The organism is Streptomyces sp. NPDC047043, from assembly GCF_040644055.1.
Classification (GTDB): domain Bacteria; phylum Actinomycetota; class Actinomycetes; order Streptomycetales; family Streptomycetaceae; genus Streptomyces.
The window spans coordinates 1-14099 of the sequence record NZ_JBEYVO010000034.1 but is presented as its reverse complement, the minus strand read 5'-3'; the positions used below and the strand labels follow the sequence as shown (position 1 = coordinate 14099).

At 71.1% G+C, this 14099-nt stretch carries 13 protein-coding genes; 6 read left to right on the top strand and 7 right to left on the bottom strand.

Annotated elements, in window-relative coordinates; all coding sequences use genetic code 11:
- Positions 1-149: 149 nt before the first annotated feature.
- The gene (locus ABZ880_RS41735; RefSeq protein WP_361274730.1) at positions 150-1373 is read left to right on the top strand and encodes a hypothetical protein; all 1224 of its coding nucleotides are present in this window, start codon (positions 150-152) and stop codon (positions 1371-1373) included.
- Between the two features lie 96 nt (positions 1374-1469).
- Positions 1470-1628: a hypothetical protein gene (locus tag ABZ880_RS41730; RefSeq protein ID WP_361274727.1), complete on the top strand. Its 159-nt coding sequence runs from the start codon at positions 1470-1472 to the stop codon at positions 1626-1628.
- 70 nt (positions 1629-1698) lie between these two features.
- On the opposite strand, the gene ABZ880_RS41725 is transcribed toward ABZ880_RS41730, so the two are convergent.
- From ABZ880_RS41725 to ABZ880_RS41715, 3 genes are read right to left on the bottom strand one after another with little or no spacing between them, the layout of a single operon-like run.
- On the bottom strand, positions 1699-2637 hold the full coding sequence (locus ABZ880_RS41725; protein ID WP_361274724.1) for a 3-oxoacyl-ACP reductase: 939 nt from the start codon (positions 2635-2637) through the stop codon (positions 1699-1701).
- Between the two features lie 53 nt (positions 2638-2690).
- Positions 2691-3767 (bottom strand): Zn-dependent alcohol dehydrogenase, encoded by a 1077-nt coding sequence (locus ABZ880_RS41720; RefSeq protein ID WP_361274721.1) that lies wholly within the window; start codon positions 3765-3767, stop codon positions 2691-2693.
- 32 nt (positions 3768-3799) lie between these two features.
- Positions 3800-4657 (bottom strand): MaoC/PaaZ C-terminal domain-containing protein, encoded by an 858-nt coding sequence (locus ABZ880_RS41715; RefSeq protein WP_361274718.1) that lies wholly within the window; start codon positions 4655-4657, stop codon positions 3800-3802.
- A gap of 283 nt (positions 4658-4940) precedes the next feature.
- Between ABZ880_RS41715 and ABZ880_RS41710 the strand changes: the two genes are divergently transcribed.
- The 3 genes from ABZ880_RS41710 to ABZ880_RS41700 are packed head-to-tail and all read left to right on the top strand — an operon-like array spanning position 4941 to position 7874.
- On the top strand, positions 4941-5864 hold the full coding sequence (locus tag ABZ880_RS41710) for an ABC transporter ATP-binding protein (RefSeq protein ID WP_361274715.1): 924 nt from the start codon (positions 4941-4943) through the stop codon (positions 5862-5864).
- A complete protein-coding gene (locus ABZ880_RS41705) occupies positions 5864-6580 on the top strand; it encodes an ABC transporter permease (RefSeq protein WP_361274713.1) in 717 nt (238 codons plus the stop codon). The genes ABZ880_RS41710 and ABZ880_RS41705 overlap by 1 nt, the downstream gene beginning before the upstream one ends.
- Before the next feature lie 16 nt (positions 6581-6596).
- On the top strand, positions 6597-7874 hold the full coding sequence (locus tag ABZ880_RS41700) for a sensor histidine kinase (protein ID WP_361274710.1): 1278 nt from the start codon (positions 6597-6599) through the stop codon (positions 7872-7874).
- Here the strand turns inward: ABZ880_RS41700 and ABZ880_RS41695 are convergent.
- Entirely contained in the window at positions 7852-9372 is a 1521-nt protein-coding gene (locus ABZ880_RS41695) for an alpha-L-arabinofuranosidase B (RefSeq protein ID WP_361274708.1), read from the bottom strand. The genes ABZ880_RS41700 and ABZ880_RS41695 overlap by 23 nt on opposite strands.
- A 318-nt stretch (positions 9373-9690) precedes the next feature.
- Here ABZ880_RS41695 and ABZ880_RS41690 point away from each other — a divergent pair, with 318 nt between their 5' ends.
- Positions 9691-10323: a response regulator transcription factor gene (locus ABZ880_RS41690; protein WP_361274959.1), complete on the top strand. Its 633-nt coding sequence runs from the start codon at positions 9691-9693 to the stop codon at positions 10321-10323.
- A gap of 22 nt (positions 10324-10345) precedes the next feature.
- Here ABZ880_RS41690 and ABZ880_RS41685 read toward each other — a convergent pair whose 3' ends face one another.
- The 3 genes from ABZ880_RS41685 to ABZ880_RS41675 form a co-directional block, all read right to left on the bottom strand.
- Complete coding sequence (locus tag ABZ880_RS41685) at positions 10346-11167, bottom strand: hypothetical protein (RefSeq protein WP_361274706.1); 822 nt, start codon at positions 11165-11167, stop codon at positions 10346-10348.
- Positions 11167-11709 (bottom strand): SigE family RNA polymerase sigma factor, encoded by a 543-nt coding sequence (locus tag ABZ880_RS41680; protein ID WP_361274704.1) that lies wholly within the window; start codon positions 11707-11709, stop codon positions 11167-11169. The genes ABZ880_RS41685 and ABZ880_RS41680 overlap by 1 nt, the downstream gene beginning before the upstream one ends.
- A gap of 380 nt (positions 11710-12089) precedes the next feature.
- Positions 12090-13508 (bottom strand): DHA2 family efflux MFS transporter permease subunit, encoded by a 1419-nt coding sequence (locus ABZ880_RS41675; protein WP_361274701.1) that lies wholly within the window; start codon positions 13506-13508, stop codon positions 12090-12092.
- Positions 13509-14099 lie beyond the last annotated feature (591 nt).

Sequence of the window (14099 nt, the reverse complement as noted above, 5' to 3'; positions counted from 1 at the left end):
CACCACACCCGTCCCCGCCGCCTCAGCACACCCGTCCCCGTTTCCTCAGGCGAATCGTTCCGCGGCCACCCTTATGTGTGAAGCGGATGCATCGGGGTCCCACGTCTGTGCGTGCGAAAACTAGTTTCGTCGCCGGAGGTGACCAGACGATGACGGCCTGTGTGATCGAGCCTGCGGCGGGTCATGAGGACGGGGCCGCCCCGGCGGGCTGCACGATCACCGTGGACGGCGCCTACGCCGCCCGCCTCACGCTGGACGGCGACTGCCTCTTCCCGGAGCGCTGGACACTGGACGGCCCCGAGCCGTACGCCGTGCCGCTGCCCGGCAACCAGCCCGAGGAGCCCGGCACCGAGGTGCAGCCGATGGGCGACGGGCGGGTCCTCATCCGCCGGCCCTCGGAGGGGCGGCACGTCTTCTCCCTGCTGTATCCGACCGGGCCCGGCACCGGCGAGCTGCTGATCGGCGCGGTCGAGTGCCCGGACGAGGACACCCGGCTGTGGCTGCTGCCGCCGGCGCCGGGCGGCGAGAAGGCGTACGCCCTCGCCGTGGGCCGCCGCTCCAGCACCGTGTGGCTGGTGGCGGGCGGCGCGTTCGGGCCCGAGCACCTCGCGGAGATCCCCGGGCGCTGCTCGGGCGGGGTGTGGCTGGACCATGCGGGGCGGATGCTGGCGCTGGACCGGGAGGTCGGGGGCCGGACCAAGGCGATCGTGGTCGACCTGGAGCGCGGCGGCGAGGTCTCGCCCCTGCTGCAGATCGCCGACTCCAGCGACGACCGGCTGCTGCTCGCCGACCCCGACAGCGGGCTGCTGCTGATCCGCTCGGACGCGCCGTCGCCGGGCGAGGAGCGGCTGGGCTGGGGCGTGCTGGGCAGCACGCTGCCGGTGCGCTTTCCGGAGTGTCTGCGGCTGCCCGAGTGCGGGGTCACTCCGTTCGCCATCCAGCCGGGGCAGGTGCTGGTGCCGGAGGGCTGCGGGGTGGGGCTGCGCATCGACGGGCCCGTCGGCAGCTGGGTCGGACTGTGGCGGCCCGACCGGCGCCAGATGCATCATCTCCCGGCGCCCGAGGGGTGGTTGACCGGCGCCGGGCTGTGGACCAGGGACGGGGTGCTCCAACTGCCCTACGCCACGGCCGAGGTGCCGTGCGGCGTGGCGCGGGTGGTGGCGCCCTCGGGGGAGACGGGGGATCCGGGGGGATCGGGGGAATCGGGGGGCACGGGCCCGGAGGATCCGATCCGGGATACGGACGCCCAGGCGGCACCGGGGAGTTGGCCCCCGGCGCCGGGCGAACCGTCGGAATCGGATCCTCCAGGGCCTGCTGCACTGCGTCCGGTGCCGTTGCAGCAGGCGCCGTTGGGACGTCTTGTAACGAAGTAGTGCCGATGGGCGTGGGCGGCTGGATTCGAACAGAGGGTGGCCGGTTAAACTCGCCCGGCTGTTTGAAAGATCGTGTTGACGGGGTGAATTTTTCCGATGAGCGAGGCAAGCACCATGCAGCCGCTGTCCGCCGAGACCCGGGAGGACGCCGGCCACGGCCGGCACCGGGGCCCGGTGGCGGCCCAGGACGGCGACTCGGCCCCTCGCGGCCGGCACCGCAAGCCGGCCGAGGACGCCGAGGCTGCCCGACGGTAGGCACAAGGGAGAGGCCCGCACATCGACCGGTGTGCGGGCCTCTTTTGTGTCCGGCGGCGTTTCCTTGTGTCTAGCGGCGCTTGAGTGCGAGCACCTCCGCCGCCGCGAACGTCTCCCCGTCCGGGCGTTCCGCATAGTGCGGAGTCAGTACGGCGTCCAGCTCGTCGTAGGTGAAGGTGTCCTGCTTGCTGTCGAACTTGGCCTGCACGCGCGGGCGTTCGATCACCGCGACCATGCCGCCGTGCACGACGAGCAGCTGCCCGTTGACGCGGGCCGCGGCGGGTGAGGCCAAGTAGCCGACGAGCGGGGCGACGTGCTCGGGGGCGAGCGGGTCGAGGCCGTCGGCCGGCTGCTCGAAACCGGCGAAGACGTCCGCGGTCATCCGGGTGCGGGCGCGCGGGCAGATGGCGTTGGCGGTGACGCCGTACTTGGCGAGAGCGAGGGCGGTGGAGGTGGTCAGGCCGACGATTCCGCCTTTGGCCGCCGCGTAGTTGGGCTGGCCTGCGGAGCCGGCGAGGAAGGCCTCGGACGAGGTGTTCACGATGCGGCCGTACACCGCGCCGCCCGCCGCCTTGGACCGCTCGCGCCAGTGCGCGGCCGCGAAGTGGGTCGTGTTGAAGTGGCCCTTGAGGTGGACCCGGATCACCGAGTCCCACTCGCCCTCGGTCATCGAGAAGACCATGCGGTCGCGCAGGATGCCCGCGTTGTTGACCAGGATGTCCAGCTTGCCGAACTCGGCGATCGCCAACTGGACCAGCTGTTGGGCCTGTTGGAAGTCGGCGACGTCCCCGGTGTGCGCGAGCGCCTGGCCGCCCGCGGCCCGGATCTCGGCGGCGACCTGTTCGGCGGGGCCCGCCGAGGCATCCCCGGAGCCGTCCCGGCCGGGCTGGCCGAAGTCGTTGACGACGACGGCCGCGCCCAGCCGGGCGAGTTCGAGCGCCTCGGCCCGGCCCAGACCGCGGCCGGCACCGGTGACGACGGCCGACAGTCCTTCGAGTGGCAACGACATCAAGTTCCCTTCCGGAGAACGAGGGTTCAGATTCCCTTCCGAAGAACGCGGGGTCAGATCTCGATGCACGTACGAAGCGCCGCGCCGGTCCGCATCTGGTCCAGCGCCTCGTTGATCTCGCTCAGCGGCACCCGGTGGGTGATCAGGCCCTCCAGGTCGACGCGGCCCGCCCGCCACAGGGCGATGGTGCGCTCGTAGGAGCGCAGGACGTCGCCGCCGCCGTACATCGACGGCAGGATCCGCTTCTCGTCGAAGAACAGCTCGAACATGTTCAGCTGCAGGAAGTCGTCCATGGCGCCCGCGCCGACGACGACGAGGGTGCCGCCGCGCCGGGTGTTCTCGTAGGCGGTGCGGGCGGTGGCCGACTTGCCGACGACCTCGAAGACGTAGTCGAAGCCCTCGCCGCCGGTGACGTTCTGTTTCGCGTCGGCCAGCTCGTCCGGTGACACCGCCTTCGTGGCACCGAACTTGAGGGCGGACTCGCGGCGCGAGGCGACCGGGTCGACGGCGACGATCTCGGCGGCGCCCTTGAGCCGAGCCCCCTGGATCGCCGAGATGCCGACGCCCCCGCAGCCGATGACGGCGACCGACGAACCGGCCTCCACATCGGCGGTGTTGAGGGCGGCGCCCAGGCCGGTGGTCACCCCGCAGCCGATCAGCGCGGCGATGTCGAAGGGCACGTCGTCGGGGATCGGCACCGCGCAGCCCGCGTCGACGACGACCTCCTCGGCGAAGGTGCCGGTGCCCGCGAAGCCGAAGAGGTCCCCGCCGGGGCGGCGGAAGTTGGGAGTGCCGGCGTTCATGAACCCGGCCAGGCACAGCTCGGTCTGCCCGCGCTTGCAGGCGGGACAGACGCCGCAGGCCGGCAGCCAGCAGACCACCACCCGGTCGCCGGGCTTCAAGTGGCTTACGCCCTCGCCGACTTCGAGGATCTCGCCCGCGCCCTCGTGCCCGGGCACGAACGGTGCCGGCTGGGGCAGCACCCCGCTCATCGCGGACAGGTCCGAGTGGCACAGCCCGGTGGCCCGCACCCGGATCCTCACCTTGCCGGGCCCGAAGCCCACCGCCTCGACGTCGTCGAGGACCTCGAGCTTGTCCTGGCCGATCTCGTGCAGTACGGCTGCGCGCATGGTGCGGCTCCCCTCAACAACGGCGGTATGGCTCAGGAGTGTTCGACGATCGTGTCGGCGAGGACGGGCGCGTCGTCCCGCTCGACGGCGCTGACCGCGACCCTGGTGGAGTCCTCGGCCTGCCACATACGGATGCGCAGGGTCTCGCCGGGATACACGACCCCGGCGAAGCGGGTGGCGTACGAGCGCACCCGGGTCACGTCGCCGCCGAGCAGCGTGTCGACGACCGCCTTCAGCGTCATGCCGTAGGTGCACAGCCCGTGCAGGATGGGCCGTTCGAAGCCGGCGGTCTTGGCGAAGTCGGGGTCGGCGTGCAGCGGGTTCCAGTCGCCGGACAGGCGGTAGAGCAGGGCCTGGTCCTCGCGGATCGGGCGCTCGACGGTGCGGTCGGGCTCACCGGCCGGCGGGTCCAGGCGGGTCGACGGTCCGCGGTCGCCGCCCCAGCCGCCCTCTCCCCGTACGAAGATCTGGGCGTCGTTGGTCCACAGCGGGCCGTCGGCGTCGGCGACCTCCGTGCGCATCACCAGGACGGCCGCCTTGCCCTTGTCGTAGACGGCGGCGATGCGGCCGGTGGCGGTCGCGGTGCCCTCGGCGGGGATCGGGCGGTGGAGGGTCAGGCTCTGGCCGCCGTGCAGGACCTTGGCGAGGTCGACGTCGACGCCCGGCATGGACAGGCCGCTGATCACCCCGGGCGATCCGTTGCCCGCGACGGTGGCGAAGCTCGGCAGGACGTGCAGCCGGGACTCCAGGGTGTAGCGCAGCTCGTCGGGGTCGGTCGCCGGGATCCCGGCACCGATGCCGAGGTGGTAGAGCTGGACGTCCTTGCGGTCCCAGGTGATCTCACCGGAACGAGGTTCGGCGGCAAGGGCCACGGCTTCGTCGATGGGCATACGGCTCCTGGTGGCTCAGCTGGCTCAAGACCTCGGCGCGGCCGTCCGCACCGTCGGCCGCGACCGAGGTCGTCACGAGTGCCGATCTAGAACGCGTTCCAGTCCGGCGCCCTCTGTATAGCCCAGCGCTCCGCACTTGTGAAGGCTCCTGACACTGTGTCAGTTCAGGGTGCGAGGGGTCGGTCGGCTCGGCGGATGCCGGGCCACCCGTGACATTTGTCCTGCCCGAGTCCGTACATGCGCATCTGCCGCACGCAGGCCCCTCGTTCGTAGCGTGGTAGGCATGACACAGGTCGTAGGCATGACACAGACGGAATGCGCCGCCGTGTCCTTCACGGGGGCGGTCAAGACCTTCGGCACCGTACGGGCCGTCGACGGCGTCGACCTGGCCATCGCGCCCGGCGAGACGCTCGCCCTCCTGGGCCGCAACGGCGCCGGCAAATCCACCACGATCTCCCTGCTGCTCGGCCTCAACGAGCCCGACGCGGGCACCGTCGAGCTCTTCGGCGCTCCCCCGCAGGTCTCGGTGCGCGCCGGGCGGGTCGGCGCCATGCTGCAGGAGGGGCGGGCGGTGCCCCGCGTCACCGTGCGGGAACTGGTGACGTTCGTGGCCCGCCGCTACCCGGCCCCGATGCCCGTCGCACGGGCCCTGCGGCTGGCCGGGATCACCGAGCTGGCGGAGCGGCGCGTGGACCGGCTCTCCGGCGGCCAGACACAGCGCGTGCGCTTCGCCGTCGCGCTCGCCGGGAACCCCTCGCTGATCGTGCTGGACGAGCCCACCGCCGCCCTGGACGTGGAGGCCCGGCACGCGTTCTGGGCGTCGATGCGCTCCTACGCCCGCCTCGGCCACACCGTGCTCTTCTCCACCCACCACCTGGAGGAGGCGGACGCCCACGCCGACCGCATCCTCGTCATCGACCGCGGCCGGATCGTCGCGGACGGCACCGGCGAGCAGCTCAAGCGGTCGGTGGGCGGCAGCATGGTCGCCGTCGACCTCGCGGGCCGGAGCACCAAGGGCCTGGAACTGCTGCCCGGTGTGCGGGCGGTGGAGGTGCGCGGGGACAGGGCCCGGTTGCGCACCGACGACCCGGACGCGACGGTGGTGGCGCTGGCAGGGCTGGGGGCGATCCGCGGCCTGGAGGTCGCGCCGGCCTCGCTGGACGACGCGTTCCTGGCCCTGACCGCGCGCGAGAGGGAGGCGGCGTGATGCTGGACTACCTGCGGCTCGAGGTGCGCCGGACGCTGCGCGACGCGGGCTTTGTGATCGGCGGGATCGCGATGCCGGTGCTGATGTATCTGCTGTTCACCAACCTCGGTGCCAACGACGGCAGTTGGAAGACCGGGTCGATGGTCGGGATGGCCGGGTACGGGGCGGTCGGCTGCGCCCTGAACACCGGCGGCGGGGTCGCCGAGGACCGGGCGATCGGCTGGCTGCGGCAGTTGCGGGTGACCCCGATGACCCCACGCCAGGTCGTCGTCGGCCGCACCCTGACCGGCTCGGTGACCGTGCTGCCGGCCATCGTCGCGGTCCTCTTGGCTGGCGGCCTGGTCAACGGCGTACGGCTGGCCGCCTGGCAGTGGGCGGCGATCGCACTGCTGCTGTGGCTGGGCTCGGTGCCCTTCACCCTGCTCGGCCTGGGCAACGGCTACCGGCTGACCGGGCAGACCACCGGCGTGACGAACATGGCCTGCAACCTGGGCCTGGCCGTCCTGGGCGGCCTGTGGTTTCCCATCACCCTCTTCCCGGGCTGGCTGAGCACCCTGTCCGCCTACACGCCCACCTACCGATTCGCCCAGCTCGGCACCTCGGTCGCGGGCGGCCACGCCCCCGCTTTCGGCACGATCGCGGTGCTCACCCTCTGGTTGCTGGCCTTCGGTTCGTACGCTGTGCTGTCCTACCGACGGTCCGGACGGACCGTCTGAACGGGGGATGAGGGACATGTCCTGGACACGAGGGATCGCCTGCCAGGTGGACGAGCTGCGGGCCGCACGAGCCCGGTGGAAGGCGGACATGCAGCGCTTCAAGGAGCAGGAAAAGGCCGCCCGCAGGACCGGCCAGCTCCCCGAGCATCCGGGCCCGCCGCCCACCGGCCTCACCCTGCTGCCCTGGCTGCTGCTGGGAATGGGGTCCATCTCCAACCTGCTCCAGGGCGAGACCCCCAACCCCCTGGTCGGCGGCATGGGCCTGCTGGCCTTCAACTCGCTCTACATCTATGTGGCGTTCCGCGCGTTCAGGAAGCAGACCCGGGAGGCGACCTCGACGCGGGTGGCCCTGGTGCTGATGGGCGTGGTGACCTGCGCTCTGGCCCTCGGGTACGGCGGCAACTGGCTGCTGTTCTTCCCCCTGCTCGGGCTCGCGACGGGTGCGGCGCTGCGGATGCCGCACCTGCGCTGGGCCGGCGCGGTCCTGACCGTGCTCTCCGGTGCGGTCTGCGTCTACCGCGACGGCTGGGGTGGACTCGACACCGCGTACGCCACCTGGATCTCCACGATGGTGACAGCGGCGATCATGTCGCTCTCCGAGGCGGTGCGCGAACTGCGCGCGGCCCGCGAGGAGTTGGCGCGCCGCGCGGTCGAGGAGGAGCGGCTGCGCTTCTCCCGCGACCTGCACGACCTGCTCGGTCACACCATGTCGGTGATCGTGGTGAAGTCGGAGGCAGCCCGGCGGCTGGCCCCGCGGAACCTGGACGCGGCCCTGGCCCAGATCACCGACATCGAGTCCGTCGGCCGCCAGGCGCTCACGGAGATCCGCGAGGCCGTGACCGGCTACCGCGAGGGCAGCCTCGCCACCGAACTGGACCGCGCCCGCTCCGCCCTGTCGGCGGCCGGCGTCGAGCCGACGGTGTCCCGCTCGGGCTCGCCCCTGCCGCCGCAGACCGAAGCGCTGCTCGGCTGGGTGGTGCGCGAGGCGGTCACGAACGTCGTGCGGCACTCCGGGGCGACCCGCTGCGAGATCACCGTGAACAGCACGGCCGAGCAGGTGCGCCTGACGATCGCCGACGACGGGGACGGCGAGGGCGCGTCGGGCGCACCGATCGTGCCGGGCATCGGCGGCACCGGCCTCAAGGGCCTGACCGAACGCCTCGCGGCGGCCGGCGGCTCCCTCGAGGCCGGCCGGTCGCCGCGAGGCGGTTTCACGGTCACCGCCGAACTCCCGGTGGAGTCCGGCGGTGTGTCCGAGGATGCCGCGGTGGTTACGGCGCCCAGGGCTGGCTGACGACCCAGCTCACGTCGTCCGTCCAGGACGTGGAGCTGTCCCAGGTGTTGGAGCCGCCGTTGCTCGCTATGTAGACGTTGTGGTTGTAGTGGCGGATGAACTTGGTCGGGTAGTTGTACGACGCGAACGAGGTTCCGGTGCCGCTCTTGCCGGTCGTCGGGCAGAACGTCGCGTCGGATCTGAACTGCGCACTGCCGTCCATGGGTTGGCGCAGCAGCTGGTAGTTGTAGTGCCGCAGGAAGTCACCGGGATAGTTGCGCGACTCGAAGGAGACGCAGGAGCTGCTGGCCAGGCCCCGGCGGACGATCCAGGTGGCGTCGTTCTTGTCGAGCGCCGAACTGCTCGAGGTAATCGAGGAGATGACCGCCGCGTTGTTCTGGTGGCGGATGTAGTCGCCGGTGCAGCACGAGGTCGTCGCCTTCAGTGAGATCTCCGAGCCCGGGGTCAGCGAACCGGTGGAGCCGGTCGAGCCGCCGTAGCCGACGGAGACGATGTTGGACTGCACCGCGTCGTCGGCGGCGTCCGTCGGGATGCCCGAGGTCATGACGCCCTCGAAGAAGGACCCGATGGAGCCGTTGCTGTTGTCGCCGCCGGTGCCCAGGACGATCGCGCCCTCCTGGTGCATGGGCGAGTAGCCGCTGGTGGTGGGTTCACCGCCGGAATAGGTCGTGGTGAGTGAGCCGGATTGCGCATTGCCGTATTTCAGCGCGAAATGGTTCTGGCCGTTGTTCTTGAGCAGTGCGGTCACGAACGGCAGGGGTCCGGTGCCGGTGTTGGACGTGTTCTTGCTGTAGCCGGCGTCCGACTGGAACAGGCCGTTCTCCAAGTCGGCCTGCACCCACGGGCCCTGGCCGTAGCACGGCGAGAACCAGCACTCGGTGCCGAAGTTGATCGCGTCCATGTGGCCGTTGCCGGTGTCCTTGTTGTTCGTCTCGGCATTGCCGTAGTCGAAGCAGCAGCGGCCGTTGACATGGGTGCCGGAGGTCACCATGTACATCCCCTCGGCCTGCCCGTTGACGGCGACGCCCGAGGTGGAGTTGTCCCGGTAGCCCATGCCGGCGGAGATCTCCAGGCCGTAGACCTGGTGCCCGCCGACGGTCACCGGCAGGGCGTCGGCCGGTGACCCGACGTCGGCCGCGCCCGCGCCGCCCGCGCCCTCGATGGTGAGGTCGTTGTGACGCGAGGACTGGTCGTAGATCTTGGTGATGATGCAGGTGGTCCCGGAGCAGAAGGAGTCCTGGGCCGCGGCGTTGGCGTAACCGCCGGCGGCCAGCACCCCGATGTTGGCGGTGGCGCTGTCGGAGGCGCGCTGCACCTGGTACAGCGAGCCGTTGTACGAGGAGTAGAGCGCCCGGACCAGGCTGTGCGCGGCGACGCAGGGGGTGCCGGCGGCGCCGTAGATGTCACAGGGCAGCGAACTCGCGGCGGCGGCCTGCGGGGCGCCGACGCTTATGAGCAGTGCGGCGACGGTCGCGAATGCCGCGAGCAGGGAGAGCACGGCCTTTCTCAGTCGTCGGGGACAGGTGTGTGGGGGGCGTGATCGTGAGAACACGGTGCACCTCTTGGATTCCTCGTAGGGCGTGCGGGTGCCGTTGCTGGGGGAGCGGTGCCATGCACCCGTTGGTCGATATACCGGACACTGTTCGATCGAAATACCGAACCCATTCTGTGCTCGAAATACCGAACCTTTGGGGAAATGCAGAGGCGATTGTTTTCTTGCCGATCTGGACCGTCAACCCCCGCGGGACCGAACAATAGAGAGTCTTTAATTGGCAATGGGGAGTCTTTAGTTGGCTACGCTTGGGCCGTGAACGAGATGCCGCGGGACCACCGGCCCGCCAAGTCCGTCCGGGTCCTGCTCGCCGAGGACCAGGGAATGATGCGGGGCGCCCTCGCCCTGCTGCTCGGCATGGAGGAGGATCTGGTGGTCGTCGCGCAGGTCGCGGCGGGTGACGCGATCGTGGACGCCGCGCTGAACCACCGCCCGGACGTGGCCCTGCTGGACATCGAACTGCCGGGCATGAGCGGCCTGGACGCGGCGGCCGAACTGCGCGACCAGGTGCCCGACTGCCGGGTGCTGATCCTGACCACCTTCGGGCGGCCCGGCTATCTGCGCCGGGCCATGGAGGCCGGAGCCGCCGGCTTCCTCGTGAAGGACGGCCCCGTCGAGGAGTTGGCCGCCGCGATCCGCCGCGTGCTCACCGGCGAGACCGTCATCGACCCCGCGCTCGCCGCCGCCGCGCTCAGCGCCGGGCCGAGCCCGCTGACCGCCCGCGAGTGCGACGTCCTCAAGGCGTCCGTGGACGGCGCGACCGTCGCCGACATCGCCGCCAAGCTGCACCTGTCGGAGTCGACGGTCCGCAACTACCTCTCCTCCGCCATCGGCAAGACCGGCACCCGCAACCGCATGGAGGCGATGCGGGAGGCCCGTCAACAGGGGTGGCTGTAGGACCGTCCGCTCCTCCGGTCGCCTACTTCGTCACCTCCACCGACTTGTACGAGGTGTCCTTCGGCGCAAGGCAGACGAACCAGTTGACCGGGCTGCCGGCGGCCTGGCGGATGTTCTCATCGCCCATGTTGATGGAGCCGGGGTCGCTCGTGGGCCGGACGACCGTGCTCGTACCGTCCTTCCACCTACAGGTGACCTCACGCGCCGTCTTCGCCACCTGGCCGATGACCAGACGCTGAGGTCCGTCGTTGCCCGTCAGCGGGAAAGCGCCGGCCTCGTAATCCTTGCCCGCCATGGCGCCCCAGTGCTTGACCGTGTCGAACATGACCGTCTTCGGCCGGCTGGCGTCCCCGTAGAGGCGGGTGACGAAGAACGAGGTCTTGCCGAGCAGATCGGATGCGTGGGATGCGTCGGCCGGCGACAGCCCGTACAGCGCCATGGCCGCGAACTGGGCCTCGGCCTCCGCCTTGTTGCGCGGGGCGTCCCACACCTGGATGTCGACCTCCCACTGCTTGCCGTGGTCCATGCCGATGGCGAGCGGACTGGTCTGGGGCTCGTCCACGTGGCGCTGCTCCTTGGGCGCCGGCGGCTGAGTCGCCACCCGTGACGGGCTGTTCCCGTCCCCGTGCATCAGGCCCGCCGCCGCCAGCGTCCCCGTCGACCCGGCGATCACCAGCGCCGCCGCCGAGGCCACCGCCCAGCGCCGCGCCCTGCGCCGCCGTCCGCCCCGGATCACGGCCTGCGTGGGGGCTATACCGATCTCGACCCCGTCCGCGGCGTCGGCGAGCAGGAGGGCGATGTCGCTGTCCGTCATGTGCTGGTTCATCTCCCGGTCCGCACCCATCACTTACGCCCTCCCCCAGTCGCCACCATGTCCGCCAGTCCCGGTATGGCACGCAGTTTCGCGATCCCCTTGGCCGCGTTGCTCTTCACGGCGCCGACGGAACAGCCCATCGCCTCCGCCGTCTGTGTCTCCGTCAGGTCCTCCCAGTACCGCAGCACCACCGCCTCCCGCTGCCGCACGGGCAGTTGGGCGAGCGCCTTCAGCAAGACGCCCCGGTCCTCGGCCTGGGCAATGCGGTCACCGGTGTCGGCGACCTCGCGCACCAGGCCGGAATCGTCCTTCGGCGCCAGGAACTCCCGTAGCCGCCTACGGTGTTTGCGCGCATGCGCGTTGATCATCACGCGCCGCACATACGCCTCCGGGTCGTCCGCCGAGCCGACCCTGCGCCAGGCGACGTAGACCTGCTCGAGAGTCGACTGGACGAGGTCCTCCGCGGCGTGCTGCTCCCCCGTGAGGAGAAATGCCGTCCGCATCAGCCGCGGCCAGCGGCCGATGACAAAGCCCTGGAACTCCGTGTCCCGGGCTTCCTTGCGATCCCCCATGGGCACCTCCTTGATGTCTAAAGGAGTCCACGGGCCGCTCGGACCGTTGCCTCTCCCGTACGAGAATTTTCCCCCCGCCTCACCGGTCGCAGGCGCCGACGTCCACGCCCGGATCGGCGGGATGGCACCTCAGCCAAGCGACGGCCGCCGGCCGCGTACGGCGAAAAGGGGACGGGGCGGGGGGGTGTCCGCCCGCAGCGGCCGGCGTCACCACACAGCGCATCCCCAACCACCAGCGCCGCCGGACCGAGGACGGACACCCCCCGCCCCGGCCCCGACCCCCAACGCACCGCAAGGCGCTACGCGCACCCCCACCAATGCCACACAGGCCGCCGCAGGCACCCCACCTCAGCCCCCATCCCCACGGCCCACCCGACACCTCACCGCCCGGAGGGCCTCCGCGGCAGCCACACCCCCATCAACACCACCCCGATGAGCAGCACCACCGCCCCCGTCCGGAACACCAGCGCATACCCGTCTGTCAGCGCCCCTGGCTCATCGCTGCCCCCCGACCTCGTCGCCGCGATCGTCGACATCACCGCGAGCCCCAGCGAACCACCCATCGTCCGCGAGGTGTTGACCAGCCCCGACACCAGCCCGGCCTCCCCCGGCGCCGCCCCCGACGCAGCGAGCGCGGCGAGCGGCGTCGCCGTCAGCCCCGCGCCCAGCATCATCAGGATCCCCGGGAACATGATCTCCGTCAGATAGTTCCCCTCCGGCGTCATCAACGACTGCCAGCCGAACCCCACCGCCGCCACGACCGTCCCGAGCACGGCCAGGTTGCGCGCGCCGAGCGTCGGCATGAACCGAGGCGCCGCCTTCGACCCCAGCAGCACCGCCAGCGAACTCGGCACCAGCGCCAGCCCGGCCTCAAGCGGCGTATAGCCCAGCACGTTCTGCGCGTACAGCGTCATGAAGAACCACATGCAGAACATCGCGGACCCGCACAGAAACATCGCCACGTTCGCCGATGACACGGCCCGCACCCGGAACAGCCCCAGCGGCATCAGCGGAACCGCCGTACGCGCCTCGACAACCAGGAAGAGCCCGATCAGCGCGAGCCCGGCGGCCAGCGGCACGACCGTGGCCGCCGCCGTCCAACCCTCCGCCTCCGTCTGCGAGATGCCGTACGCCAGCGTCGCGAGCCCCGCCGTCACCAGCACCGCACCCGGCAGATCGAGCCGCCGCCCGCCCCCGTTGCGGCTCTCCGCCAGCCACCGCACCGACCCGGCCAGCACAACGGCCCCGATCGGCACGTTGATCAGCAGCACCCACCGCCACGACAGCCCGTCCACCAACGCCCCGCCGACGAGCCCGCCCGCGGCTCCCCCACCGGCACCTACCGCGGTCCACGTCGCGATCGCCCGCGCCCGAGCCGCCCCCTCCGGAACCGCCGACGTGAGAATCGTCAGCGTCGACGGCGCGAGCACCGCCGCCCCCAGCCCCTGTACGGCCCGCGCGACCAGCAGCTGGCCGCCCTCCCGCGCGAGCCCGCCGCCCAGCGACGCGAGCGTGAACAGGGCGAGCCCCACCAGAAACATCCGCTTGCGCCCGTACAGATCCCCGGCCCGCCCGCCGAGCAGCATGAACCCGGCGAAGGCGATCGCGTACGCGTTCACGACCCACTGCAGCCCCTGCGCGCTCAGCCCCAGATCGGCCCGCATCGACGGCAGCGCCACATTGACGACGGACACGTCCAGCACGACCAGGAACTGGCCCGCGCAGGCGAGCGCCACCACCAACCACATGGCAGGCGCGGTACGACGGGATGTCCGGGTGACGTCAGCGGCTTCCAGCATGCCTGTCATGTTCTCAACCGGGTTACGCCCCTTGCATCGGGATTTCGCTCGGGGTCCGGCTCGGCCTTTCGCCGCACGCGCCCTCGGCCAAGAGTCCTAGGGCCTGTCGATCACGGGCGGAGCCGGATCAGCACGTTTGCGTCCCGTCCAGCCGCACCGACGCCGAGTCCCCCCTCGGGCAAGGCGCTCGGCACCGCGACGGTCGGCGCCGACGGCGCGTAGTCCGGCACGGTCGACTCCTCGGGCAACCTCTCCGCCACCCTCTACCTCACCCGGGACACCAAGCTCACCGCCAAGTTCACCGGCGACACCCGCTACGCGCCCGCGACGGTCACGAGCACGGCGGGCGCCAGGGTCAAGGTCTCGACCGCCCTCAGCGGCTCCTACAAGACGGCGACGGCCTGGAACCAGACCTACCGCTACTTCCACAAGTCCAAGGACCCCGTCTTCGACACCACGATGACCCCCTACCCCGGCCGTACGTACAAGGTGGAGATCCAGGGCTACTACCAGGGCGCCTGGACCACCACGCACTCCGAATACCTGCTCCTCGGCTCGGCCGGCAAGGACACCCTCGAACTCACCGGCACC

What these genes read in the sequence shown, in the direction of transcription:
- ABZ880_RS41690 (WP_361274959.1), top strand. Translation starts at nt 9,691, where the DNA reads ATGCCGCGGGACCACCGGCCCGCCAAGTCCGTCCGGGTCCTGCTCGCC.
- ABZ880_RS41700 (WP_361274710.1), top strand. Translation starts at nt 6,597, where the DNA reads ATGTCCTGGACACGAGGGATCGCCTGCCAGGTGGACGAGCTGCGGGCC.
- ABZ880_RS41680 (WP_361274704.1), bottom strand. Translation starts at nt 11,709, where the DNA reads ATGGGGGATCGCAAGGAAGCCCGGGACACGGAGTTCCAGGGCTTTGTC.
- ABZ880_RS41710 (WP_361274715.1), top strand. Translation starts at nt 4,941, where the DNA reads ATGACACAGGTCGTAGGCATGACACAGACGGAATGCGCCGCCGTGTCC.
- ABZ880_RS41725 (WP_361274724.1), bottom strand. Translation starts at nt 2,637, where the DNA reads ATGTCGTTGCCACTCGAAGGACTGTCGGCCGTCGTCACCGGTGCCGGC.
- ABZ880_RS41720 (WP_361274721.1), bottom strand. Translation starts at nt 3,767, where the DNA reads ATGCGCGCAGCCGTACTGCACGAGATCGGCCAGGACAAGCTCGAGGTC.
- ABZ880_RS41675 (WP_361274701.1), bottom strand. Translation starts at nt 13,508, where the DNA reads ATGCTGGAAGCCGCTGACGTCACCCGGACATCCCGTCGTACCGCGCCT.
- ABZ880_RS41730 (WP_361274727.1), top strand. Translation starts at nt 1,470, where the DNA reads ATGAGCGAGGCAAGCACCATGCAGCCGCTGTCCGCCGAGACCCGGGAG.
- ABZ880_RS41735 (WP_361274730.1), top strand. Translation starts at nt 150, where the DNA reads ATGACGGCCTGTGTGATCGAGCCTGCGGCGGGTCATGAGGACGGGGCC.
- ABZ880_RS41685 (WP_361274706.1), bottom strand. Translation starts at nt 11,167, where the DNA reads ATGGGTGCGGACCGGGAGATGAACCAGCACATGACGGACAGCGACATC.
- ABZ880_RS41705 (WP_361274713.1), top strand. Translation starts at nt 5,864, where the DNA reads ATGCTGGACTACCTGCGGCTCGAGGTGCGCCGGACGCTGCGCGACGCG.
- ABZ880_RS41715 (WP_361274718.1), bottom strand. Translation starts at nt 4,657, where the DNA reads ATGCCCATCGACGAAGCCGTGGCCCTTGCCGCCGAACCTCGTTCCGGT.